We start from the raw sequence: 21843 nt of genomic DNA on the forward strand, positions 1-21843 counted from the left end.
TATCAGGGCGTCTGAAGGCGGTTCACCCGGAACCCCGGCCGACCCCGGGAGCACAAAGCGAATTATTTATGACAGATGAGAGCCCGGGAGGTGCCATGCGCGTCGTCTCGCTCGGCACGGGAGACCCCGAGGTGGCGGTCGTGGTCTGCATCCACGGCGACGAACTCTGTGGAAAGCGGGCACTCGACCGGTTTCTGGACGCCGACCCGACCGTCGAGGCCCCCGTGAAGTTCGTCGTCGCGAACGAACGGGCGCTCGATGCGGGCAGCCGGTTCGTCGACGAGGACCTGAACCGGGCGTTCCCCGGCGACCCCGACGCCGACACCCACGAGGGGCGACTGGCCGCCGAACTCCTGGAGGAACTCGCGGGGCTGCGCGTCCTCGACCTGCACTCGACGCACTCCTCGCCCGAGCCGTTCGCGCTCTACCAGCGGGCCACGCCCGGGACGTTCCACGTCCTCGCGCGGGCCGGCGTCGACCGGGCCGTCGACATCAGTCACGTCCCCGGCGGCCTCGTCGGCTACTGCGACGGTGCGGCGGTCGAGTGCGGGCTCAAGGGCAGCGAGGCCGCGGTCGACGCCGCCGAGCGCATCCTCCGCGGGTTCCTCGCCGGCAACGGCGTCATCGACGCCCCCGCCTCGCTGCGCGACCCGGAGGTATTCGCGGTCACAGAACGCGTCGAGGGCGCGGGCTACGAGTTCCTCGGGGAGAACTTCGCGGCGGTCCCGCCCGGCCAACCCTTCGCCCGCCGGGGCGACGAGGAGCTCACCCGGCCCGACTGCTTCTACCCGGTCCTCATGTCGACCGACGGGTACGACGACATCGTGGGCTTCGCCGCGAGACGGGTCGGCCGTCTCTCCGACCTCGACCCCGACTCCGGTCGCTGAGTCGACACGCGACGGCTCCGCGGGTTGGTGAATCGCATCGTTTTTGCGCCCAGGACGGGTGGTGTCTGACGAATGCTCGTCGAACAGTTGGGCGATGGCGACCCCGAGATCGCCGTCGTCGCAGGCATCCACGGCGACGAGCCGTGTGGCGTCCGTGCCGTCGAACGGTTGCTCGACGACGAGCCGACCGTCCGTCGGCCCGTCAAGCTCGTCGTCGCCAACGAGGAGGCGCTGGAACAGGGCGTGCGCTACCTCGAGGCGGACATGAACCGCGTCTTCCCCGGCGACCCCGACGCCGACACCCACGAGGAACGACTCGCCGCGGCAGTACAGGCCGAGGTCGAGGATTGTCTCACCTTCTCCATCCACTCGACGCGCTCGTACGACGACCCTTTCGCCGTCTACGACGTGCTGACCGAGTACGTCAGGCAGATCATCCCGCGGCTCCCGGTCGCCGCCGTCGTCGAGACCGGCGACTCCGTCGAGGGGCGGCTCCAGACCTCGGTCGACGTCATCGAGGTCGAGGCCGGCCTGCAGGGGTCCGAGGCCGCCGCCGAGAACGCCGACCGGCTGACGCGGGCGTTCCTCACGGCGACCGGCGTCCTCCCCGGGAACGTGCCGGCGAACGCCATCCCGCGCTTCCGGCTCCACGAACGCATCCCGAAGGCACCCGCCGAGCGCTACGAGGTCTTCGTCGAGAACTTCCAGCGGGTCGACTCCGGGACGGCGTACGCGGCCGTCGACGGCCACGAACAGGTCGCCGAGGGCGACTTCTACCCCGTACTCCTCTCGACCGACGGCTACGAGGACGTCTTCGGCTACACCGCGTCCCGGCTCGACGACCTGACCGTCACGACCTGACCGGAACGCACCACCCGACTACGCGTCCTCGAAGACGCGCTCGCGGTCGATACTGAACTCCAGCCCTGCCTTCCCGACCCGCCGAGAGGCCGGTACGTCCCGCCCCACGAGGTCGTCGAGGTCGTCGGGCGCGACGCCCATCGCGTCGAGGAAGCGCTTCAGGTCGCAGTTCGCGCCCCAGACCGGCGGGCGGTCGAAGGTGTCGGTGAACTCGTTGCCCGACGGGAGCCCGATGGTGACCTCGACTGTCGTCGGCGTCTCCGTGACCGCGACGATGGGGACCGAATCGAGGTCGCGGCCGGCCGTGACGTCGGCGAGTTCGTTCACCGCGTCGTCGATATCTCTGGCCATCCGTCGAAGGTTCGGGCCGGAGCGGCCTAACGGTTGCTGTCCGTGCTACAGCCGGCGTGCCAGCAGCACCAGCAGGGTGCCGAGGACGAGGAGGCCGAGGCCGCCGGCGACGAGCCGCAGGTCGAGGGTCCACGGCTGGGAGCCACACCGCAGGAGCAGCAGGTCGGTCCCGGAGACGGCGAAGCGACCTTGCCACGACCCGAGCGCGTGCTGCCGACAGCCGACGCCGGGGGCGAACACCGCCCAGAGCGAGACGACGACGCCCACGAGGAGCGCCGACCAGCCCAGTTCGGGCGTCCATCGGCGAACGAGTCCGGACATGGCCGGCGGTTCTCGGGGGGCCGGGAAAGGCGTTGCTACTGTCGCCGGGGCGAACCGGGTGCGGGCCGGGGACGCCGACACCTCAACGTGGCCGACTCCGGTTCGCCGCGCCGTCGAGCGCGGTCGCCACCCAGTCGGGGCGCTCCACGACGGTACTGCCGACCGCCCCCACCGACCAGTCCTGCTCGCGGAGGAATCGTTCGTCCCCGCGGACGAACGGGTACCGGAAGGTCAGGCGCGCGACGGCCCCGCTGTTGACCACGTTCGCGGAGAGCCGGTACAGGTCGGGGTCGGCGAAGCCGCTGATGTCGCCGGGTGCGACCGTCGCCTCGACCCGGTAGTAGGTGTCGCCGTTCCAGTACCGGGTGGTGACGTTCTGGACGGTGGCCCGTTCGAACAGGACCCGGACGCGCTCGGCGCCGGTCGAATCGGCGGGGAGGCGACGCCGTCCATCCAGCACCTCGTACGCGACGCCCGTCGCTCGCTGGACCCGGACCACCGTCACGGAGCCGTTGGTCCAGACCGAGTAGTTCGTCGCCCGGAGGCCGAACACACCGAGGTTCGCGCCGCTGGACCGGAATGTGTAGACGACCTGTCCGTCCTCGCCGACCCGGAGCACGCCGACCGCCCGGGCGCGAACCGACCCGTCGTCGGTCCGGACGACGTGTTCCCGCCGGAGGACGCGGGACTCGCCCGCGACGACCGAGCGATGGCTCTCCGCGAGCGCCTCGGCGTCTGTCACGGCGCGCCAGGTCAGGCCGGGGACGACCTCGGGACCCGACTGCGGGCCGTCCCGCACCGTCTCCTCGACCGCGAAGGGCTCGCGCGTGGTCGCGTCGGGAGCCTCGACGAGCGACCCGCACCCGGCGGTGGCGAGCAACAGCGCGACCGCCAGCACGCCGACCCCCCGATGCATACGCGGGACGTGGGCGGCCACCGTGAAAGAGTTTGGTTCGCGGTAGCACGCACCTCGGGGGCGGGTGGCCGCCGGACCCGCCGACGCCCTACAGCCGGCCCACGAGGAACGAGCCGACCGCGTTCGCGACCTTCTCGTGCTGGCCGACGAAGTGGTGGTCGGCGCCGTAGGCGACCGTCTCGTGGCCCAGTTCCTCGGCGCGCTCGACGACCGGCGCCCAGTTCACGAGGTCGTCGCGCTCGCCGTAGCACACCTGCACCGGGCAGTCGATGTCCTCGAGGGCGGCGACCGCATCGAGGTCGTCGGCCAGCCGGTCGGCCGGCGCGAGCACCGACACGGCGGCGACGGGCACGTCGACGGTGGCCGCCGCCAGCAGCGCCTCGCAGCCGCCGAAACTGTAGCCGAACAGGCCGACCGACTCGTACTCGTCGGCGGCCCAGCGCAAGGCGTTGCGGACGTCCTCGCGCTCGCCGTAGCCCTCGTCCCAGTCGCCGTAGTCGATGCGCAGGCAGTCGATACCGTGGTGCGTCAGGACCTCGCCGACCGCCACGAGCCGGCGGTCGCTCCGGTTCCCGCCGTGCTGTGGGTGGGGTGGACAGGCGACGACGCAGGTGGTCGCGTCCGCACCGGCCGAGTCGAGTGTCGCCCGGACGTCACGTGCGCCAGGTACCAGCAGTTCGTCGGACATGTAGATACATTCGCACAGTGACGTTTTTAAGTTCGTGGGATGAAATAAACGGGTATGGGAATACTCTCGCGCGCCTCCTACGTCATCAAGTCCAAGATCAACTCCATACTGAACCGGGCCGAGGACCCGACGGAGACGCTCGATTACTCGTACGAGCAGATGCGAGACCAGCTCCAGCAGGTCAAGCGCGGCATCGCGGACCTCACCACGCAGAAGAAGCGTCTGGAGATGCAGAAGCGACGCCTCGAGGAGGACGTCGAGAAGCACAACCGCCAGGCGCGCGAGGCCGTCCGCCAGGACCGCGAGGACCTCGCCCGGCGCGCCCTGGAGAAGAAGAAGACGAAGATGACCCAGATGGAGCAACTCGAGGGCCAGATCGAGCAGCTCCAGAACACACAGGACCAGCTCTTAGAGAAGAAGGAGAAGCTCCAGAACCGCATCGAGGAGTTCCGGACGAAGAAGGAGACGATGAAGGCGCGCTACGAGGCGGCCGAGGCGAGCAACCGCGTCTCCGAGGCGATGACCGGCGTCGGCGACGAGATGGAGGACGTCGGCATGGCCATCGAGCGCGCCGAGGAGCGCACCGAGGACATGGAGGCCCGCGCGGCCGCCATGGACGAACTGTACGACGAGGGTGCGTTCGACGACGCGCTCAGTGACAAGGACTCCATCGACCGCGAACTCGAACAGCTCGGCTCCTCCAGCGAGGTCGACGCCGAGCTCGACACGCTCAAGGCCGAGATGGGCAAGGGCGGCTCCGGTGGCGGCGGCGAGGACGTCGAGGCCGACGTGAGCGACGAGGACGTCTCGGCCGAACTCGACGAACTCGAACAGGAGATGGAGGCGGCCGAGGCGGCGAACGCCGGCGGCTCGGGCGGTGGCAGCACCGACGTCGAAGCGGAACTCGACGAGGTCGAAGAGGAGCAGGAATCGGAGAAGTAACGACCCGTTCGTCCCCGCCCACCACCCGTTACGGCCGTTTTCTCGCTCGTTTCCGTACCTGTCTCCTCAATCACACCTGTCGTCCCCCGCTAGAAACAATCATCCTACCTGCCCACGTACATGGAGTATTATGGCAGCGCGGGTCTCGACAGGAATCCAGGGTCTCGACGAGGTCCTGCACGGGGGGTACATCAGGAACCGGAGCTACCTGGTCCGGGGAGAACCGGGGGTCGGGAAGACCTTGCTCGGGCTCCACTTCCTGATAGAGGGCGTGACCCAGGGCGAGAACGCCCTCTTCATCAACCTGGGCGCGCCGGAGGCCGACATCCGGGCCGACGCCGAGGGACTGGGCCTGGACCTCGACGGCGTCGACATCCTCGACCTGAGCCCCGCCTCGGACTTCTTCGTCGAGAACAAGATGTACGACATCTTCACCTCCCCGGAGGTCGAACGCGGCGAGTTCACCGCCGTCATCTCCGACGCGGTCGAGCGGTACGCGCCGGAGCGCGTCTTCGTCGACCCCCTGACGCAGTTCCGCTATCTCTCGCCCGACGAGTTCCAGTTCCGCGAGGAGGTGCTGTCGTTCCTGCAGTACCTCAAGGAGAACGGGTGTACGACCCTGTTCAGCTCGCAGTCGACCCAGCACTTCCCCGACGACGACCTCCAGTTCGTCAGCGACGGGAACGTCCACCTCTACTACGGCCGCGTCCTGCACCACGTCGAGGTGACGAAGATGCGCGGCAGCGAGTTCGAGAAGGGCCCCCAGACCGTCGAGATCCGCAATGGCGGCATGCAGGTCTTCCCCCTGTTGCGCCCCGGCCGGTTCAAGCTCGACTACGAGCCGGTCCCCATCTCCTCGGGCAACGAGAACCTCGACGCGTTGCTCAACGGCGGCGTCGAGCGCGGGACGACGACGCTCATCAGCGGTCCGACCGGCGTCGGGAAGACCACCGTCGCCATGCAGTTCCTGCTGTCGGCGGCCGAACGCGGCGAGCGCGGCGTCATCTACCTCTTCGAGGAGTCAGAGAACACGTTCGTCCTCCGGGCGGAGTCGCTGGGGATGCCCATCAAGGCGCTCGCCGAGCAGGACATGATCTCGGTGATGCAGGTCGACGCCCACGAACACTCCGCCGAGCAGTTCTCCCGGCAGGTCCGCCGGGAGGTCGAGGACGGCGACACCCGGCACGTCCTCATCGACGGCATCGACGGCTACGTCGCCTCCATCAGCGGGGAGGAACGCGACCTCATCTCCCGGCTGCACGCGGTCGTCGCCTACCTGCGCAACGTGGGCGTGACGACGTTCCTGACCAGCGAGATGGAGACCATCACCGGCCAGTTCCGGCCGACCTCGCGGCGGGCGAGCTACCTCGCGGACAACATCATCTTCCTAGGCTACTTCGAACTGGGGTCGCGCCTGCACCGCTCCATCGGCGTCCTGAAGAAGCGCGCCAGCGGGTTCGACCACGCCATCCACGCGTTCTCCATCGGCGACGACGGCATCACGGTCGGGAAGGAACTGGACAACCTCCACGGCATCCTCAGCGGGACGCCGATGTGGTACGAGCGTGACATCCCGAGCCTGGAGGAACTCGACTGATGTCGCCGGTCCTCTCCGAGGCGGACCAGAAGGGCGAGACGGTCGTCCTGTTGCTGGTCCACCAGCGAAACCGCGAACTGCTGTCCGAGTGGCTCTCCCGGCACTTCACGGTCGAGACCCCGACCGACGGCGCCCTCCCGGACTCGTTCGACCTCTGCCTGTTCGACCTCGTCACGCTCCGGAAGTACCACGGCGAACTCGAACGCCGCAAGGCAGAGTCGACGCCCGTCTTCCTCCCGTACCTGATGGTGATGCGAGAGCGCGAACGCTCGCAACTCTCCGACGACATCTGGGACCTCATCGACGACCGGGTCATCATCCCCACGAGCCAGGCCGAACTCGGCGCGCGGGTGAGCACGCTGTTGACCGCCCGCTGGCAGTCGCTCGAACTGCAGGAACTCCGCGAGCACGAGGTCGGCACGGCCCACGCGTTCACCGAGAGCGCCCTGCGGGCCATGCCGGACATCTTCTACGTGTTCGACACCGACCTCGAACTCATGCGGTGGAACGACCGGCTGGCGGCCGTGGCCGGCCACTCCAGCGACGAACTCGACGGGTTCGACCTGACCGACCTCGTCGTCGAGGACGACCGTGAAGCGCTGGAGAACGCGTTCGAGACGGTCCTCGTCGGCGGCGGCACCGTCCGCGTCGAGTCGACGCTGGTGACCGAGGACGGGAGCGAGGTCCCCTACGAGTTCACCGCGGCCCGGCTCACCGACCCGGACGGCGAGTGCCTGGGCATCGTCGGGGTCGGGCGGGACGTGACCGACCGGGCGGTCCGACGCGAACTGGCCCGCCAGAACGAGCGCCTCGAACGCTTCGCCAGCATCGTCAGTCACGACCTCCGGAACCCGCTGACGGTCGCGAACCTCAACCTCGACCTGGGGCGCGAGACGGGCGACGACGAGTACTTCGAGAAGGTCGAACGCGCCCTCACCCGGATGAACGACCTCATCGAGGACGTGCTCGCGCTCGCCCGGAAAGGGCAGGTCGTCGGCGAGGCCGAGCCGGTGTCGCTCCGGACCGCCGCCGAGACCGCCTGGTCGAGCGTGCAGACCGACGGGGCCACCCTGGAGGTCGCCGACGGCCAGTTGCTCCTCATGGCGGACGACTCCCGGCTGCACGACATGCTGATGAACCTGTTCCGGAACTCGGTCGAGCACGGCGACGGGACCGTGACGGTCACGGTCGGCCCCATCGACAGGTTCGGCTTCTACGTCGCGGACGACGGCCAGGGCATCCCCGAGAAGGAGCGCGAGAAGGTCTTCGAGTACGGGTACAGCACCTCCGAGGAGGGGACCGGCTTCGGGCTCGCCATCGTCCGGTCCATCGCCGAGGCACACGGCTGGCAGGTCGACCTCGGCGAGAGCGAGACGGGTGGCGTCCGGTTCGAGGTGACGGACGTGGAGTTCGCGAACGGGGGCGACCTCCCGTCGGCCGACGACGTCGAGGGCGAGCCGGGTGACGACGAACCAGAGGAGACGGCACCTCGCGACATCCGGCACGCAAGCGACGGCGGCGACGACGAGGAAGGCGACGACGGAGCCGACGCGACCGGGGACGACGCCCCGGTCGAGGACGCGGCCGGCCCGTGACCGCACCCGGTTAGCCCCCCGATTTTTCCCGCCGGCTGCCCCACTGCCGGTCGTGTCTGGCACAGACGACGGAGACAGCGACCCGCAGCCGAGTGACAAACTTCGCCGCCGCGTCGACGAGAGCACCCTGAAGCTCCGGTTGCTCATGGACGCCGACCGGCTGGTCGTCGCCGCCGGGCTCGTCGGCTTCGTCTTCGTGTCCATCGTGGTCGTCGGTATCGCACATCCGACAGACGCCGCCGCGTTGCTCTCCGACGGCGACCCCACCGAGACACTGTTCCAGGCGTTCGTCACCGCCATCATCACCGGCGTCACCCTGGTGCTGACGCTCAACCAGCTGGTCCTCTCGCAGGAACTCGGGGCGGTGGGTGACCAGCGCGACCGGATGGAGGGCGCGATGACCTTCCGCGAGGACGTCCGCGAGGTCGTCACGGAGCCGGTCGCGCCGGCCGAGCCATCGGCACTCCTCCGGACGCTGGTGCTGACCTCGCGCGACCACGCCCAGGACCTCCGGGACGCCATCGCGGACGACGACGAGGAGGCGGTGCGCGACATGGTCGACGAACTCACCGACAGCCTCATCCAGAACGCAGAGGACGTCGCGAGCGACCTCGAAGGGTCGACCTTCGGCGAGTTCGACGTGGTGTTCGCGGCGCTCGACTACAACTACTCGTGGAAGATCCACGTCGCACGGCGCCTCCGTGCCGAACACGGCGACGAACTCTCCGAGGAGGCACTGGAGCGGCTCGACGCCCTGGAGAACGTGCTCTCGCTGTACGGTCCCGCCCGCGAGCACGTGAAGACGCTCTACTTCCAGTGGGAGCTGGTCGACCTCTCGCGGGCCATCACGTACGCCGCCATCCCCGCGCTGGTCAACACGACCGCGATGCTCGTCTTCTTCGACGCCGACGCGGCGCTGTTCGCGGGCCAGACCCTCGGCGTGAGCAACGTCCTGCTCGTGCTGGCGGTGGCGGTGGCCATCTCGGTGGTCCCGTTCGCGCTCATGCTCTCGTACGTGGCCCGCATCGCGACGGTGACGAAGCGGACGCTCTCCATCGGTCCGTTCATCCTGCGCGAGACCGACCGGTCGACCGAACCGGACACCGACAAGTAGCCCTCAGGCGCTCGCGCGCCGCACCGCCCGCCGGAGTTCGTTCGCCCGCTCTCTTGTACACGAGCCACGGGCGCGCCACCGGACCGTCCCGTCGGGGGCGAGCAACAGCGCGTGGACGGTGTCGACGCTCCGGATGCCGAGTGCCTGCCGGAAGCGCGACACGTCGACGTAGAGGCGGATGGTGCGGGCGCGCTGGGTGGCGTCGGGGACGCCCTCCGAGAGCCCGCCCGGCAGGACCGACTTCACCAGCCGGTGCCGGTGCGAGAGCGTGGGCAGTTCGTAGTACTCGAACCCGGGATACCGCCCCTGGAGCTGTTTCGCCGCCCGCAGCCACGACTCGACGGCGGGCTGGTGCCAGCGCTGGAAGGAGACGACGGCGAGCGTCGGGTCCCCCGCGAAGTCCGCCGGTAGCTCGAAGTGGTCCCCCTCCAGGTTCTCGCCCGACACCGACGGGAAGCGCATGTACCCGGTACGCGCCCGAGCCTCCAAAACCCGTCGTCGGCACCCTTTTGCCCCGGCCCGGCAAGGTGTCGACATGCGCCTGCTGTGCATCCACGCCGCCCGCCTCGGGTTCGAGGGGGGCGCGCCGGCCACCGAGGCCGCGAAGGCCCGCGGGCCGCCGGCGCCCGCCGACCTGTCGGACTGTCTCGTCGTCTCCCTGACCGTCGAACCCGGCGACGAGGCCGTAGGGGTGGCCGCCGAGGCCGCCGCCGAGATACGGCAGACGGCCGCCCGGCTGAACACGGACTCCCTCGCCCTCCTCCCGACCGAGCACCTGAGCGACGCGCCGGCCGCCGGCGAGGCCGTCGACGAGGTGCTGGCCGCCGTGGCGGACGCCCTCGCCACCGACCACTCGGTCACCCGCGCCCCGACCGACTGGTTCCTCGCGCTCGACCTGGCGTCGAAGGGCCACCCCCACGCAGTCCGGTCGGTCCACGTCACGCCGGCCGACGTGCCCCCCGACGCCGGCCGGGGCGAGCGCGAGTGGACCGTGCTGACGCCCGACGGCCAGCGACTCGACCCGGTGGGCGACCAGAATCAGCTCCCGGCATCGCTGGCCGCACTCGTCCGACACGATATCGAGGGCGAGGAACCGGCCGCCGCCGGGGAGCCGTCCCTCGACGACCTCCTGCGCGACCGGGGGTTCGCGGCGGGAGACACCGCCGGGGAGGAGCCGGAATCGCTCCACTACTCGCCGGCCGGCACCCTCGTCAGGGAGTCGATCCGCGCCGTCGTCGACGACCTCGCGGCGGCCGTCGGTGCGACCCCGGTCGAGTCGGCCGGTGGGAGTGCGACCCCAGCCGGTTCCGGGGACCGAGCCGCCGCCGCGGCCCTTCGGAACTGGACGCCGGGTCCGGAGCCCCGGCACCTGTTCGAGACGCGGACCGACGAGCCGGCGGCGGCCAGCCACCGGCCCTTCCGCGGCCAGCGTGGCGCGACGATACCGACGCTCACCAGCGCGACCAGCGACGACGCCGCGGCCAGAGACGTGTTCGTCGCACACGCCGGCCGCGCCGTCGCGGCCCACGAGAGCCTCGACCTCGCGCCGGTCGCCACGGTCCGCACCAGCCGGACCGTTCACGACGCCCACGCGGACTGGTTCGGCTCCCTCGCGGCGAGCCTCGACCAGCCCGTCCTCCTCGACCTGCACGACGGCGACGGGCCCGGGTGGCTGGTGCGCCTCGACCTCGCGGTCGTGGCGGGGGAGCGCGCACCGGTCCCGACGGGGTCGGTGAAACTCGAATCGCTGTCGGAGGACGAGGCCGACGGCGAATCCACCGTGGTTCACTGCGAGCCGGTCGGGAGCCTCGACGCCGCGATGGCCGCCCTGCTGGCGCGTGGTGCGGCGAGGGCCCACCCACGGCTCCCGACGTGGCTCTCGCCCACGCAGGTCCGGTTCGTCCCCATCGAGGGCGAGCACGTCGCGTACTGCGTGGAACTGGCGGACCGGGTCGCCGCCGGTGGCGGCCGGGTCGACGTCGACGACCGGACCGCCGATACGGTCGGGCGTCGCCTCGCCGACGCGGAGGCGGACTGGGTCCCCTACGTCGTGGTCGTCGGGGACCGCGAGGTCGACGGTGCGCCGCTGAAGGTGCAGGTTCGGGCGACCGGCCGCGAGACGGTGTTGACCGTCAGTGAACTGGCCGGGCGCGTCCGTGACGAACTCGCGGACGTGCCGGCGGTCGACTGGTCGTTGCCCCGGTTCGTCTCGCGGCAGGGCCTACCGTAGCCCGATTCCGGGCTGGTCGTCGAGGTCGATGGTGCCACCGGCGCGGACCGGCCCGTCGTAGGGGTCGGCGTCGTCGGCGAGCAGGAGGGAACCGTCGAGGTCCACGTAGTCACAGAGTGGCGCGAGCTGGCCGCCCGCGGAGATGGCCGCGTCCGACTCGATCATGCAGCCGAGCATGACCTCGAGGCCGTGAGCGCGGGCGGTGTGGATCATCCGCTTCGCCTCGACCAGCCCGCCGCACTTCATCAGTTTGAGGACGACCACGTCGGCACGGTCCGCGACCTGTGGTACGTCGGCGAGGTCGACACAGGACTCGTCGACCGCGATGGGCAGGGGCGAGTGCTCGTAGACGTAGCGCAGGCCCTCGGGGTCCTCGGCGGGGACCGGCTGCTCGACGAACTCCACGTCGTAGTCGGCGAGCCAGCCGGCGTTCTCGACCGCCTCCTTCGGCGTCCACGCCTCGTTCGCGTCCACCCGGATGGTCGCCTCGGGCGCGGCATCGGCCACGGCGGCGATGCGGGCGCGGTCGTCGTCGGTCCCGACCTTCACCTTCAGGATGCCGTACCCCGAATCGGCGGCCCTGGCTGCCTTCTCCCCCATCGTCTCGGGGTCGGCGATACCGACCGTGTAGGAGGTCTCGGGTGCGGCGGCCGGGTCGAGGCCCCAGTAGCGCCACAGGGGCAGGTCGGTCTGCTTGCCGACGAGGTCGTGCAGCGCGATGGAGACGGCGGTCCGGGCGGCGGGGTTCCCCCGGATGGCCTCGCGGAGGTCGCGCTCGATGGCCGCGACCCGGAACGGGTCGTCGATGGCTTCGAGGTCGGGTCGCAGGCCCGAGAGCACCGCCTCGACCGTGTCGGCCGTCTCGCCGTAGTGGCGCGAGGGGGCGGCCGCGCCGACCCCTTCGTGTTCCCCGTCAGAGAGCCGGACGACCACGTTCTCGGCTTCGTCCTGCGAGCCACGGGAGATGGTGAACGTCTCCGCGAGTGGCAGGGAGACGCGCTCGATGGCGACGTTCATAGAATCGCCTCCAGCAGGTCGTCGGCGTCGAACCGGACGAGGTCGGCCGCGGGCGCGTCGATGGCGTCGGCGAAGTCGGCGAGGGCCTCGCTGGCGTCCTCGTCGGAGTCGATGCTCGACGTGTTGAGTGCGCCACCGACGACCTCGGTCTCGTGGACCGGCGCGGCGAGCGACTCGTAGAGGTCGACGTAGGTGTCGAGGGCCTGCAGGGGATAGTCCTCGTAGCCGTGGACGACCTCGCGCCCGGCGTCGTGACAGAGGACGAGTTTGTCGGCCTGCGCGCCGTGGAGGATGCCGCAGGTGACGGCGGAGTACGCCGGGTGCGTGATGGCGCCCTGGCCCTCGACGAACAGGTAGTCGTGGTCGTCGCCCTTCTCGAGTATCATCTCCTCGACCGCGCCCGCGGTGAAGTCGCTGACGACGCGGTCGACGGGGTTGCCCCACCCCTCGATCATGATGCCGGTCTGACCCGTCGGGATGACGGCCGCGTCGTGACCGGCCGCGCGGGCGGCCTCGCAGAGTTCCATCGTCGCGGTCATCTTCCCGACCGAGCAGTCCGAGCCGACCGTGAGGACGACCTCGGCGTCGACCTCGCCGGCGACGCCCTGGGCGACCGTCAGGTCCGGGTCGGGCTTGCGCACGTCCCAGATGTCACAGTCGTGTTCGGCCGCGAGGCTCGCGAACTCCTCGTCGTTTTCGAGGAAGTAGTGCAGGCCCGAGACGAGGTCGCAGCCACGCGAGAGCGCGGTCCGGACGTCGTCGCGCCACGTCTCGTCGAAGCCACCGCCGATGGGGGCGATACCGATGACCAGCGCGTCGCAGTCGGGTGCGTCGGCCATCGAGGCGACGATGGGGGCGTCCTGGACGTCGTCGACGAAGTCAGAGACCCGCGAGCCGGCCTCGTCGCGGTCGAGGACGGCGACGACCTCGTCGTCCGAATAGCGCAACAGCCCGAGTGCGGTCTTCGCGCGGTCGGGGAACTTCTCGTGGGCGAGGATGGCGATACGCATGCCCGCCGGTTCCCCGTGCGGGGAAAAAAGGCTACCTCCTCCGGGCCGCCTCGTAGCTCCGCCGCAGGTACGGCTCGGCCACGTCGAGGTCGGCCAGCGAGACGACCGCCCACCGGGCCACGGTGAGGCCGTCGGTGACGAAGGGTTCGACCGGCGCCCGCGAGGCGAGTTCCTCGCGCCCGGCCTCGGTGAGGTTCGTGATGACGAGGCGGTCCGCGTCGACGAGCGCGAACAGGCGGTCCTCGACCGTGAAGGAGGGCAACCCGAACATCCGCCCGGATTCGACACCGTCCCAGGACCCGACCACCGACTCGACGACCTCGATGGTCATCGTCCCCCTCCCGTGGCACTACGACCCATACTACCCCTACGGGTCGATTCCTCTTGGCTGTTTCAGGGGGGAGGGATGGCCGAAAGAAATTAACCAGCGGGCCTGACAGATACTGGCATGCTCCCGGGTGCCCTCTTCGCCGCGCCAGTGACGATTCTCGGCGGCTGTGCCGTGGCGATGGTCGCACTCGGGGCCCTCGCCTTCCGGCGCCGGGACGCCCCGGGAACGGCCGCCTTCGGCGCCCTCACGCTCGCTATCGCCTTCTACACCGCGACGTACGCCGTCGCCCTCTCGACGCCGGTGACGGCCCCGACCGCCCGCGTGTTCTGGGAGCGCGTCATGTGGTTCGGTATCGCGGTCATCCCCGTCACATGGTTCGTCTTCGCGGTCGAGTACACCGGGCACGAACGGTGGCTGGACCGGCGCCTCCTCGCGGTGGTCTGCATCGTCCCGGTCGCGGGCCTCCTCGTCCTCTGGGTGGACCCGGTCCCGACGCTCTGGCGCAGCTACGACGTCGTCAGCCGGAACGGCCTCACACTCGTCGACCAGGAGTACACGCCACTGTTCTGGACGATGTACGTCTACGAACTCGTCCTCATGCTCACCGGCACCGGCCTGCTCGTCCGCCACGGCATCGTCGCCGACGAGGTCTACCGGGACCAGACCGCCGCGTTCGTCGTCGGTGCCGGCGTCCCCGCCGCGGCCAACCTGCTCTCGATATTCGGGTACGCCCCCTACCAGGGGCTCGACCTGACGCCGTACGCCTTCGCGGTCACCGGGCTGGCGTTCGGCGTCGCCATCTTCCGCCACGAGGGCTTCGAGTGGGTCCCGGCCTCGCGCCGGCTCGGCCAGCAGGCGATGGTCGAGAACATGACCGAGGCCGTCGTCCTCGTCGACCACGACGACCGCGTCGTCGACGTGAACCCGGCGGCTCGCGAGCGACTCTTCTCCGGCGGGCGGGACGTGACCGGCGAACAGCTCCGCGACGTGCTCCCCGCCGTCGCCGCCCGCCCCGACGGTGGGACCACCCAGCACCAGACCGAGGTCGACGACCGGGTGTACGAGGTGAAGGCCTCCCCGGTGACCGACCACCGGGACCGGGAACTCGGCCGGGTGCTCGTGCTGACCGACGTGACCGAGCGCCACCGCCGCGACAAGCGCCTGTCGGTGCTCAACCGCGTCCTCCGGCACAACGTCCGCAACGACGTGACCATCGTCGACGGCTACGCCCAGCTCATCGCGGACCAGGCCGGCGACGAGGACCTCTCGGCGGTCGCGAACGACATCCGCGACGTGGCGACGGACATCGTCGGTATCTCCAGGCGGGCGCGGGAGCTCCAGCTCGTCCTCGACGCGGACGGGGAGCGCGTGGGCGACCTCGCCAGCAGGCTGACGACGACCGTCTCGGGGGTCAGGTCCCGGTACCCCGCGGTGGCCATCGACACCGACCTGCCGGCGCGCGCGGTGGTCCCCCGTCCCGGCGTCTGCGAGACGGTCGTCGAGAACCTGCTCGTCAACGCCGCCGAACACAACGAGGGCGAGGACCAGCGCATCTCCCTGACCGCCGAACACGACGGCGAGGACCTGCTCGTCGTCGTCGCCGACGACGGGCCCGGCATCCCGGACTCCGAGCGCGCGCCCCTCTCGAACGAGGCGGAGACGCCACTGGACCACGGGAGCGGGCTCGGGCTGTGGGTCGTCAACTGGGGGACCCAGTCGGTCGGCGGGGACGTGACCTTCGACACCGACGACGACGGGACGGTCGTCACGGTCACCGTCCCCTGCGCCGACGGGTGCGAGGCCCCCGAAAAGTGACCGCGCGGCCCGGAGACGACCTACAGCAGGTGTAGGCGGATGGTGAAGAACTCGCGGAAGGCGTCCGCGAGCGCCTCCTCTGGGTCGCCCGTGGCGTCGACCGCCGCGGTCGCGACCGCCTCGTCGGCGAACTCCCGGACGAGCCGGCGGTCACCGACGACGACGAGCCGGTCCGCGTCGCGGTCGGCGATGGCGGCCCGACAGTCGTCGAGGTGGTTCTCGATCTGTTCGTCGCGGATGCGCTCGAAGCGCGACTGCGAGAAGCCACCCTTCGAGTGCTTGCCCTTCACGTCGCTCTCGAACCCGGAGACGGCGACGCGCTCGTCGCCCTCGTAGGTGCCGAGCGCGAACAGGTCGGCGCGGACGAGCGCCAGCGAGAACCGGCCCGTGGGCTCGAACCACGCGCGGTCGAGCCGGAAGGCGTCGTCCCACTCGCAGAACGCGTCGGGGGCGACGGTGGGCTCGATGGCGGCCTGCACCAGCCCGGCGTCGTCGGCGTAGCAGAGGCAGGGGGCGGCGCGTTCGAGCAGGGCCGCGCGCTGGCCGAGCTGGTCCGCGGCGGGCTCGGGGACGTCGTCGGTCACCATCGCCGAGAGCGCGCCCTCGGGGCCGGCCGCGACGCTCTCGAGCCGGGAGAGGACGGCCGAGAGGCGGTCCCCGCGGAGGTCCTCCTGGCCCCGGTACTCGAGGGCGGCCTCTTCGCCCTCGACCCGGTCGAGTTCGCCCTCCAGCTGGGCGATGCGGTCCTCCAGGCGGTTCACCCGCTCTTCGGCGTCCTGTCTCGCGGTCGCGGCGTCGGCGCGTCGCTCCTGTTCGGCCTCGAGCTGGTTCTGGAGGCTCTCCTTCTCCGCCTCCAGCTCCTCGATGCGCGTCTTCAGTTCGGCGCGGCCGAGCAACTCGTCGAGCATCGAATAGAAGCGGGCGAGCCGGCCACTTCTACGTTCCGGCGCCGGGACCGCCGGGACCGAGCGACCAGCCGGCGCTGGGGCCGCCACCGTCGCCGGGGTCGTCCCCGTCGTCACCGAACAGGTCCTCGCCGTAGCCGGTGAACTGGAGGAGCTGGCTGGCGCGGTCGGCCTTCGCCAGGAAGACCTCCGTGAGGGCGGGCGGGCTGTCGAGGTCGAGCCGGTCGAACAGGCGGCCCGGGACCGCGAGTGTATCCGAGGGGACGCCGTCGTCGCCGTGGACGGCGAGGTGTGCCGTGTCGAGTTTCATCACGAGCGGGCTGTCGAGTCGCGTGATGCCGGACCCGTCGTGGTAGAGTTGTTCGGTGACGCGCTCGTGCTGGTCGCGCGCCATGACTGCACCGTCCTGGTCGGCCGGGGTGACGTAGAGTCGACCGAGATAGTAGCTGCGAGAGAATTCCTCGAACATGCTGTACGCCTGTGTGCATGTCATTGACACTCAAAAGGGTTGTCCAGAGTACTTATATCGACCCACAATTCGACCGTGAAACGGCGTGAAAAACGGTTCTGAACGGATTCGAAACCGACGTGAAGACCCACCTGAACGGTCCGAACGGTGTCCCGACTTTTTAGTGGTGGGTGGTCTATCAGTAGGTGATGCGGAGCATACTCGCCGTGGTGCTCAGTCTCTCGCTCATCACAGGGGCGGTCTCCGTCGCGGCGACGGGGACCGGGCCGGGGATCTCCCTGGCATCGGGTGACGCAGACGGGGACGTGCAGCTACAGGAGAACAACACGACAGCGAACTCGTCGATGGGCTCGCAGATATCGACGTTCATGCAGTCGAGCGCGACAGAGGCCAACGCGTCGGTCGAATCCGGCATGTGGAACGCGGCCTGGAACGGCTCGGCGAACGAATCGAAGGCGAAACTGGTCGACCAGCGCGTGAACTCCATCGACGCGCGGCTGACCGCGCTCGAGAAGAAGAAGGCGCGCCTGAAAGAGCGCAAGGACGAGATGAACCCGGTCGCGTACCGGGCACAGCTCGCGGCCATCACGAGCCAGCTGATGGCGCTCTCGGACGCCATCAACGAGACCGAGACGCGGGCGACCGAGGCCGGCGTGAACACGACCCGGCTCGACGAACTCCGGGCGAACGCCAGTAACCTGACCGGCCCCGAGGTCGCCGAGATGGCGCGCGAACTCGCCGGTGGCGGCCCGCCCGAGGACGTCCCCGGACTGGGCCCGGACAAGGGCAACGACAACGAGACGAACGGCAACGGGAGCGGTAACGGGAACGGCGGCCCGCCGGAGGAGACCCCGGGAAACTCCAACAAGACCGCCACGGGGAACGAGACTGGCGGCAACAACGGTCCGCCGGACGACCCCGGTAACGACGGCGGGAGCGGCGGCGGCAACGGCAACGACGGCGGGAACGGCGGCAACGGCGGCGACAAGGGCGGCGGCAACGCTCCCTCGGTCGTCACGGACCACATCGCGGCACGGCGGTAAGCACAGACATTCTTTTACGCACCCCTCGCCAAGGTTGTGACAGATGGATTCAGCGGCGCTGCTAGACCTGCTCGGGAACGAGAACCGCAGGCGGATACTCCGTCTGCTGGCACGCAAACCGTGTTACGTGACCGAGATCAGCGAGTACCTCGGTGTCAGCCCGAAGGCGGTCATCGAACACCTCCGCAAACTGGAGGACGCGGGGCTCATCGAGAGCCACACCGACGACCAGCGTCGCAAGTACTTCCACATCGCCCGGAACCTCCGCCTGGAGGTGAACGTCTCACCGTACGGGTTCGCCACCAAGAGCGCCTACCCGGCGTCGAAGAGCCTCGACATGACGACGTGTCGCCACCTCAAGCTCGACGTGCAGTACTCCGAGGACGAGCACGAGCCCAAGGACCTCATCGCGGACCTCTCCCGGCTCGAGGAGCTGGAGAACGAACTCTCGATGGCCCAGCGATGGGTCCAGGGCCGGATGACGGACGTGCTCGACCGCATCACGGAGACGGTCGGTGCGGGCTCCGACTCGCGGCTCTACGCGGACATCCTGCTCGCGGTGCGCTCGGAGCCGAAGTCGGTCGTCGAGATCGCGAACTCGGTGGACGCGCCGCCCGCGATGGTCGAGGAGGTGCTGGCGGACCTACAGGAGAACGGTCTGGTGCGGTACACGGGCGAGGGCTGGTCGCTGGGCGACTGACCGCGCGGATTCTCACCAGGACAGGTCGTCCTCGAAGTCGTCCGGGTCGGCGGTGAGCCCGTTCCGGAGGTCGCGGCCGAAGTAGTACCCGACGAGCGCGCCGACCAGCCCGAGGCCCGCGCCGAAGGCGAGCAGCCACTCGCCGCCGGGGAGGAACGCGAACCGGACGTTGCTGAGCAGCGAGGTGCCGAGGCCGACGCCGAGGCCGGCGAGGGCGGTCTCTGCGTAGCGCCGGGTCGAGGTCCCGAGGCCGTAGACGAAGGCCGCGGCGACCATCCCGACGAAGCTCGCGATACCGCCGAGCAGCGGGGTGAACCCCGCGGCGACGAACCCGACGGTCAGGAGGACGCTGACGAGCAGGAACGACTTCGGGTTGAAGTACCGCGTCCAGCCCTCGTCGCCGCTGCCGGCCGACTGCTGGGGCGCGGCGGGCTCGTCGTCGAGGCCGAGGTCGAGGTCCATGTTGGCCTCCTCGGAGCTGGCGCGACGGTCGCGCTTCTGGCGGTCGCGGCCGCCCTCCCCGCCGGCGCCGTCGCTCTCGCCGCCCTCGAGGTTCGAGAGCAGTTCGTCGGTCTCGGCGAGGAGGTCCTCGGTGGACTTCTCCGGGGGTTTCTCGACCGTCTTCTCGTCACCGCGGTCGGACATATCCAGAAGTAGTGCTGGAACTGACAAGAGCCTTTTCGTGGGTCCAGTGACGACTTCACCGACCGTCGATTCGCGCGGGAGTGGCCCAGAAGGATGCCTTTAGGTGCAGGCGTAGCGAAGCGCCTCGCATGAACCCAGGCGACCGCGTCCGTGTCACGCGGGCGGACAGCGAGTACGAGGGCGTCCTGCTCCCCTCCTCGACAGCCGAGCAGCTCGTGGTCAAGCTCGACGGTGGCTACAACGTCGGCATCGACCGCGAGGACAGCGACGTCGAGGTGCTGGAGTCCGACGTCTACCAGATAGAGAGCGCACAGAAGGACGACGGCGACACCTCCACCGTGGAGTTCGACGAGGACCTCCCGACCATCGCGCTCATCTCGACCGGGGGCACCATCGCCTCGACCGTCGACTACCGCACCGGCGCCGTCACGGCCCAGTTCGACGCCGAGGACGTGCTCCGGGCGGTCCCGGACCTCGCGGGCCGGGCGAACTACCGCGGCCGCGTCGTCGCGAACATCCTCTCGGAGAACATGGAGGTCCCCATCTGGCAGGACCTCGCCGAGGCCGTCCACGAGGAGATCGAGAACGGGGCCGACGGCGTCGTCGTCATGCACGGCACCGACACGATGCAGTACTCCGCCTCCGCGCTCTCGTTCATGCTCGACTCGCCGGTCCCCATCGTCTTCACCGGCAGCCAGCGCTCGGCGGACCGCCCCTCCTCGGACAACGTCATGAACGCGGTCTGTGCGGTCGAGGCCGCGAAGGCCGACGCCGCCGAGGTCATGGTCTGCATGCACGGCTCCGAGAGCGACGACTTCTGTGCGCTCCACCGCGGCACCCGCGTCCGCAAGAACCACACCTCCCGGCGTGACGCCTTCGAGACCATCGGCGGCGAACCCCTCGGCATCGTCGACTACGACGCCGAGAGCGTCGAGTTCCACGGCGAGTACGAACCGCGCGGCGAGGCCGACCTCGCCATCCACCCGGACCTCGAGTCCGAGGTCGAACTCGTGAAGTTCACGCCCGGCATGGACCCCGGCTTCTTCGAGGTCTGTGCGGGCAAGGCGGGCGTCATCATCGAGGGGACCGGCCTCGGTCACGTCCACACCGACTTCATCCCGACCATCGAGGAACTGGTCGAGGACGGCACCCACGTCGTCATGACCAGCCAGTGCCTCGAGGGCCGGGTCTGCGACCGCGTATACGACACCGGCCGCGACCTGCTCGACGCCGGCGTCGTCGAGGGCGAGGACATGCTCCCCGCCGTCGCGAAGGTCAAGCTCATGTGGACGCTCGCGAACCGCGACGACGCCGAAGTCGCAAAGACCATGCGCGAACCGCTGGCCGGCGAGATAACCGAGCAGTCCCGCCCCTGGGACGCGTAGATGGCAGGCGAGATGAGCGGGGACGTGACCTACCGGCGCGCGACCCACGACGACTACGACGACGTGGTCGCGTTCACCAGCGACACCTGGGCGGACCGCGACGGGAGCGACTACATCCCGCGGGTCTACCACGACTGGCTGGAAGACGAGGACGAGTACGACCAGCAGTACACCTGCGTCGCCGAGGTCGACGGGACGGTCGTCTCCATCGCCCAGACCGTCCTGCTCTCCGGGCGAGAAGCCTGGTGCCAGGGCATGCGCACCGACCCCGACTACCGGGGCATGAACATCGGCCTGGAGCTCACCCACGAGATGTGGGACTGGGCCCGCGAGCAGGGCGCCACCGTCGCCCGGAACATGGTGTTCTCGTGGAACACGATGGGGCTGGGCCACTCCCGCGGCGTCGGCTTCGGCCCCGCGACCGAGTTCCGCTGGATGCACCCCGACCCGGACCCGGCGGCCGAGGGGCCCCTCGCGACAACCGCCGACCCGAACGTCGCGTGGAACTACTGGACCGACTGCGACGCCCGCGACCACCTCCGCGGCCTCGGCCTCGCCATGGACGAGTCCTGGGCCGTCGTCGAGCTGCGCCCCGAGCTGTTCGAGCGCGCCGCCGAGAACACGATGCTCGCCGCCGTCACGAGCGATTCGGGCGTTCGCGGCGTCACGTACCGGGTGCGGGACTACGAGCGCGAGAACGAGGAAGGCGAGGAGAAGACGTGGGTCGAGTACGGCGTCGCCGGCTGGGACGACCTCGACGCGGCCCGCGAACTGGTCGCGACCATCCAGCGCGATGCCGCCTCGCTCGACGCCGACCACGTCCGCGTCCTCATCCCCGAGACAGTGGCGTACGTGTCGGATGCATCGTTGCTCCGGGCCGGCATCTCGGACGAACCCGACTTCGTGATGGCTGCGGATCTGACGGCCGATTACCGGGAGAAGTTCGGATAGGAGACTGTAGAGATATTGTGGGTTTCGCTACATTCCCAACACCCAACAGATAATTTCACATCATATGTAT

Annotated in this window: 23 protein-coding genes; 12 read left to right on the forward strand and 11 right to left on the reverse strand. The window is 69.8% G+C overall.

What is annotated here, in order from left to right; genetic code table 11:
* Positions 1 to 95 precede the first annotated feature (95 nt).
* Together NOV86_RS07060 and NOV86_RS07065 are read left to right on the forward strand one after the other, a co-directional pair.
* Positions 96 to 887: a M14 family metallopeptidase gene (locus NOV86_RS07060; RefSeq protein WP_267640636.1), complete on the forward strand. Its 792-nt coding sequence runs from the start codon at positions 96 to 98 to the stop codon at positions 885 to 887.
* A gap of 72 nt (positions 888 to 959) precedes the next feature.
* Positions 960 to 1748 carry a M14 family metallopeptidase gene (locus NOV86_RS07065; protein WP_267640637.1) on the forward strand — a complete coding sequence of 263 codons (789 nt, stop codon included), beginning with the start codon at positions 960 to 962 and terminating at the stop codon, positions 1746 to 1748.
* 18 nt (positions 1749 to 1766) lie between these two features.
* Here the strand turns inward: NOV86_RS07065 and NOV86_RS07070 are convergent, their stop codons facing one another.
* The 4 genes from NOV86_RS07070 to NOV86_RS07085 form a co-directional block, all read right to left on the reverse strand.
* The gene (locus tag NOV86_RS07070) at positions 1767 to 2099 is read right to left on the reverse strand and encodes a hypothetical protein (RefSeq protein WP_267640638.1); all 333 of its coding nucleotides are present in this window, start codon (positions 2097 to 2099) and stop codon (positions 1767 to 1769) included.
* Between the two features lie 45 nt (positions 2100 to 2144).
* The gene (locus NOV86_RS07075; protein ID WP_267640639.1) at positions 2145 to 2420 is read right to left on the reverse strand and encodes a hypothetical protein; all 276 of its coding nucleotides are present in this window, start codon (positions 2418 to 2420) and stop codon (positions 2145 to 2147) included.
* A gap of 82 nt (positions 2421 to 2502) precedes the next feature.
* Positions 2503 to 3336 carry a hypothetical protein gene (locus NOV86_RS07080; RefSeq protein WP_267640640.1) on the reverse strand — a complete coding sequence of 278 codons (834 nt, stop codon included), beginning with the start codon at positions 3334 to 3336 and terminating at the stop codon, positions 2503 to 2505.
* 88 nt (positions 3337 to 3424) lie between these two features.
* On the reverse strand, positions 3425 to 4024 hold the full coding sequence (locus NOV86_RS07085; protein ID WP_267640641.1) for an alpha/beta hydrolase: 600 nt from the start codon (positions 4022 to 4024) through the stop codon (positions 3425 to 3427).
* A 54-nt stretch (positions 4025 to 4078) separates the two neighbouring features.
* Here NOV86_RS07085 and NOV86_RS07090 point away from each other — a divergent pair, with 54 nt between their 5' ends.
* The 4 genes from NOV86_RS07090 to NOV86_RS07105 all read left to right on the forward strand — a co-directional run bounded on the left by NOV86_RS07090 (position 4079) and on the right by NOV86_RS07105 (position 9272).
* Positions 4079 to 4966 (forward strand): PspA/IM30 family protein, encoded by an 888-nt coding sequence (locus NOV86_RS07090; protein ID WP_267640642.1) that lies wholly within the window; start codon positions 4079 to 4081, stop codon positions 4964 to 4966.
* A 130-nt stretch (positions 4967 to 5096) separates the two neighbouring features.
* Positions 5097 to 6563, forward strand: a complete 1467-nt coding sequence (locus NOV86_RS07095) for an ATPase domain-containing protein (RefSeq protein ID WP_267640643.1) — start codon at positions 5097 to 5099, stop codon at positions 6561 to 6563.
* Positions 6563 to 8158 (forward strand): two-component system sensor histidine kinase NtrB, encoded by a 1596-nt coding sequence (locus NOV86_RS07100; protein ID WP_267640644.1) that lies wholly within the window; start codon positions 6563 to 6565, stop codon positions 8156 to 8158. The genes NOV86_RS07095 and NOV86_RS07100 overlap by 1 nt, the downstream gene beginning before the upstream one ends.
* Positions 8159 to 8210: 52 nt before the next feature.
* Positions 8211 to 9272: a DUF7972 family membrane protein gene (locus NOV86_RS07105; RefSeq protein WP_267640645.1), complete on the forward strand. Its 1062-nt coding sequence runs from the start codon at positions 8211 to 8213 to the stop codon at positions 9270 to 9272.
* Positions 9273 to 9275: 3 nt separating this feature from the next.
* Here the strand turns inward: NOV86_RS07105 and NOV86_RS07110 are convergent, their stop codons facing one another.
* Entirely contained in the window at positions 9276 to 9734 is a 459-nt protein-coding gene (locus NOV86_RS07110) for a hypothetical protein (RefSeq protein WP_267640646.1), read from the reverse strand.
* 73 nt (positions 9735 to 9807) lie between these two features.
* On the opposite strand from NOV86_RS07110, the gene NOV86_RS07115 reads away from it, so the two are divergent.
* Entirely contained in the window at positions 9808 to 11502 is a 1695-nt protein-coding gene (locus NOV86_RS07115; protein ID WP_267640647.1) for a threonyl-tRNA synthetase editing domain-containing protein, read from the forward strand.
* Here NOV86_RS07115 and NOV86_RS07120 read toward each other — a convergent pair.
* Genes NOV86_RS07120 through NOV86_RS07130 form a run of 3 tightly spaced genes read right to left on the reverse strand, consistent with a single transcriptional unit; the run spans position 11494 to position 13860 of the window.
* Complete coding sequence (locus NOV86_RS07120) at positions 11494 to 12519, reverse strand: dipeptide epimerase (RefSeq protein WP_267640648.1); 1026 nt, start codon at positions 12517 to 12519, stop codon at positions 11494 to 11496. The two genes, NOV86_RS07115 and NOV86_RS07120, sit on opposite strands and share 9 nt — an antisense overlap.
* On the reverse strand, positions 12516 to 13529 hold the full coding sequence (locus NOV86_RS07125; protein WP_267640649.1) for an N-acetyltransferase DgcN family protein: 1014 nt from the start codon (positions 13527 to 13529) through the stop codon (positions 12516 to 12518). The genes NOV86_RS07120 and NOV86_RS07125 overlap by 4 nt, the downstream gene beginning before the upstream one ends.
* 31 nt (positions 13530 to 13560) lie before the next feature.
* Positions 13561 to 13860, reverse strand: a complete 300-nt coding sequence (locus NOV86_RS07130; RefSeq protein WP_267640650.1) for a hypothetical protein — start codon at positions 13858 to 13860, stop codon at positions 13561 to 13563.
* 117 nt (positions 13861 to 13977) lie between these two features.
* Between NOV86_RS07130 and NOV86_RS07135 the strand changes: the two genes are divergently transcribed.
* On the forward strand, positions 13978 to 15675 hold the full coding sequence (locus NOV86_RS07135) for a sensor histidine kinase (RefSeq protein ID WP_267640651.1): 1698 nt from the start codon (positions 13978 to 13980) through the stop codon (positions 15673 to 15675).
* Between the two features lie 20 nt (positions 15676 to 15695).
* On the opposite strand, the gene NOV86_RS07140 is transcribed toward NOV86_RS07135, so the two are convergent.
* Positions 15696 to 16583, reverse strand: coding sequence for a Vms1/Ankzf1 family peptidyl-tRNA hydrolase (locus NOV86_RS07140; protein WP_267640652.1), 888 nt, complete (start codon positions 16581 to 16583; stop codon positions 15696 to 15698).
* A gap of 28 nt (positions 16584 to 16611) precedes the next feature.
* Entirely contained in the window at positions 16612 to 17049 is a 438-nt protein-coding gene (locus tag NOV86_RS07145; protein WP_368408761.1) for a DUF5802 family protein, read from the reverse strand.
* A 188-nt stretch (positions 17050 to 17237) separates the two neighbouring features.
* On the opposite strand from NOV86_RS07145, the gene NOV86_RS07150 reads away from it, so the two are divergent.
* Positions 17238 to 18092 carry a hypothetical protein gene (locus NOV86_RS07150; RefSeq protein ID WP_267640653.1) on the forward strand — a complete coding sequence of 285 codons (855 nt, stop codon included), beginning with the start codon at positions 17238 to 17240 and terminating at the stop codon, positions 18090 to 18092.
* 43 nt (positions 18093 to 18135) lie between these two features.
* Positions 18136 to 18792: a metalloregulator ArsR/SmtB family transcription factor gene (locus tag NOV86_RS07155; RefSeq protein ID WP_267640654.1), complete on the forward strand. Its 657-nt coding sequence runs from the start codon at positions 18136 to 18138 to the stop codon at positions 18790 to 18792.
* Between the two features lie 12 nt (positions 18793 to 18804).
* On the opposite strand, the gene NOV86_RS07160 is transcribed toward NOV86_RS07155, so the two are convergent.
* Positions 18805 to 19437 carry a DUF8526 domain-containing protein gene (locus tag NOV86_RS07160; RefSeq protein WP_267640655.1) on the reverse strand — a complete coding sequence of 211 codons (633 nt, stop codon included), beginning with the start codon at positions 19435 to 19437 and terminating at the stop codon, positions 18805 to 18807.
* Positions 19438 to 19565: 128 nt separating this feature from the next.
* Here NOV86_RS07160 and gatD point away from each other — a divergent pair, with 128 nt between their 5' ends.
* Both gatD and NOV86_RS07170 read left to right on the forward strand, forming a co-directional pair.
* The gene (gene gatD, locus NOV86_RS07165; protein ID WP_267640656.1) at positions 19566 to 20822 is read left to right on the forward strand and encodes a Glu-tRNA(Gln) amidotransferase subunit GatD; all 1257 of its coding nucleotides are present in this window, start codon (positions 19566 to 19568) and stop codon (positions 20820 to 20822) included.
* Positions 20823 to 21773 (forward strand): GNAT family N-acetyltransferase, encoded by a 951-nt coding sequence (locus NOV86_RS07170; protein ID WP_267640657.1) that lies wholly within the window; start codon positions 20823 to 20825, stop codon positions 21771 to 21773.
* Positions 21774 to 21843 lie beyond the last annotated feature (70 nt).

It is taken from the genome of Haloarchaeobius amylolyticus (genome assembly GCF_026616195.1).
In the GTDB taxonomy this organism is placed as follows: domain Archaea; phylum Halobacteriota; class Halobacteria; order Halobacteriales; family Natrialbaceae; genus Haloarchaeobius; species Haloarchaeobius amylolyticus.

What these genes read in the sequence shown, in the direction of transcription:
- NOV86_RS07075 (WP_267640639.1), bottom strand. Translation starts at nt 2,420, where the DNA reads ATGTCCGGACTCGTTCGCCGATGGACGCCCGAACTGGGCTGGTCGGCG.
- NOV86_RS07060 (WP_267640636.1), top strand. Translation starts at nt 96, where the DNA reads ATGCGCGTCGTCTCGCTCGGCACGGGAGACCCCGAGGTGGCGGTCGTG.
- NOV86_RS07115 (WP_267640647.1), top strand. Translation starts at nt 9,808, where the DNA reads ATGCGCCTGCTGTGCATCCACGCCGCCCGCCTCGGGTTCGAGGGGGGC.
- NOV86_RS07095 (WP_267640643.1), top strand. Translation starts at nt 5,097, where the DNA reads ATGGCAGCGCGGGTCTCGACAGGAATCCAGGGTCTCGACGAGGTCCTG.
- NOV86_RS07085 (WP_267640641.1), bottom strand. Translation starts at nt 4,024, where the DNA reads ATGTCCGACGAACTGCTGGTACCTGGCGCACGTGACGTCCGGGCGACA.
- NOV86_RS07145 (WP_368408761.1), bottom strand. Translation starts at nt 17,049, where the DNA reads ATGTTCGAGGAATTCTCTCGCAGCTACTATCTCGGTCGACTCTACGTC.
- NOV86_RS07080 (WP_267640640.1), bottom strand. Translation starts at nt 3,336, where the DNA reads ATGCATCGGGGGGTCGGCGTGCTGGCGGTCGCGCTGTTGCTCGCCACC.
- gatD (WP_267640656.1), top strand. Translation starts at nt 19,566, where the DNA reads ATGAACCCAGGCGACCGCGTCCGTGTCACGCGGGCGGACAGCGAGTAC.
- NOV86_RS07135 (WP_267640651.1), top strand. Translation starts at nt 13,978, where the DNA reads ATGCTCCCGGGTGCCCTCTTCGCCGCGCCAGTGACGATTCTCGGCGGC.
- NOV86_RS07090 (WP_267640642.1), top strand. Translation starts at nt 4,079, where the DNA reads ATGGGAATACTCTCGCGCGCCTCCTACGTCATCAAGTCCAAGATCAAC.
- NOV86_RS07140 (WP_267640652.1), bottom strand. Translation starts at nt 16,583, where the DNA reads ATGCTCGACGAGTTGCTCGGCCGCGCCGAACTGAAGACGCGCATCGAG.
- NOV86_RS07150 (WP_267640653.1), top strand. Translation starts at nt 17,238, where the DNA reads ATGCGGAGCATACTCGCCGTGGTGCTCAGTCTCTCGCTCATCACAGGG.
- NOV86_RS07065 (WP_267640637.1), top strand. Translation starts at nt 960, where the DNA reads ATGCTCGTCGAACAGTTGGGCGATGGCGACCCCGAGATCGCCGTCGTC.
- NOV86_RS07155 (WP_267640654.1), top strand. Translation starts at nt 18,136, where the DNA reads ATGGATTCAGCGGCGCTGCTAGACCTGCTCGGGAACGAGAACCGCAGG.
- NOV86_RS07160 (WP_267640655.1), bottom strand. Translation starts at nt 19,437, where the DNA reads ATGTCCGACCGCGGTGACGAGAAGACGGTCGAGAAACCCCCGGAGAAG.
- NOV86_RS07120 (WP_267640648.1), bottom strand. Translation starts at nt 12,519, where the DNA reads ATGAACGTCGCCATCGAGCGCGTCTCCCTGCCACTCGCGGAGACGTTC.
- NOV86_RS07070 (WP_267640638.1), bottom strand. Translation starts at nt 2,099, where the DNA reads ATGGCCAGAGATATCGACGACGCGGTGAACGAACTCGCCGACGTCACG.
- NOV86_RS07170 (WP_267640657.1), top strand. Translation starts at nt 20,823, where the DNA reads ATGGCAGGCGAGATGAGCGGGGACGTGACCTACCGGCGCGCGACCCAC.
- NOV86_RS07130 (WP_267640650.1), bottom strand. Translation starts at nt 13,860, where the DNA reads ATGACCATCGAGGTCGTCGAGTCGGTGGTCGGGTCCTGGGACGGTGTC.
- NOV86_RS07100 (WP_267640644.1), top strand. Translation starts at nt 6,563, where the DNA reads ATGTCGCCGGTCCTCTCCGAGGCGGACCAGAAGGGCGAGACGGTCGTC.
- NOV86_RS07125 (WP_267640649.1), bottom strand. Translation starts at nt 13,529, where the DNA reads ATGCGTATCGCCATCCTCGCCCACGAGAAGTTCCCCGACCGCGCGAAG.
- NOV86_RS07110 (WP_267640646.1), bottom strand. Translation starts at nt 9,734, where the DNA reads ATGCGCTTCCCGTCGGTGTCGGGCGAGAACCTGGAGGGGGACCACTTC.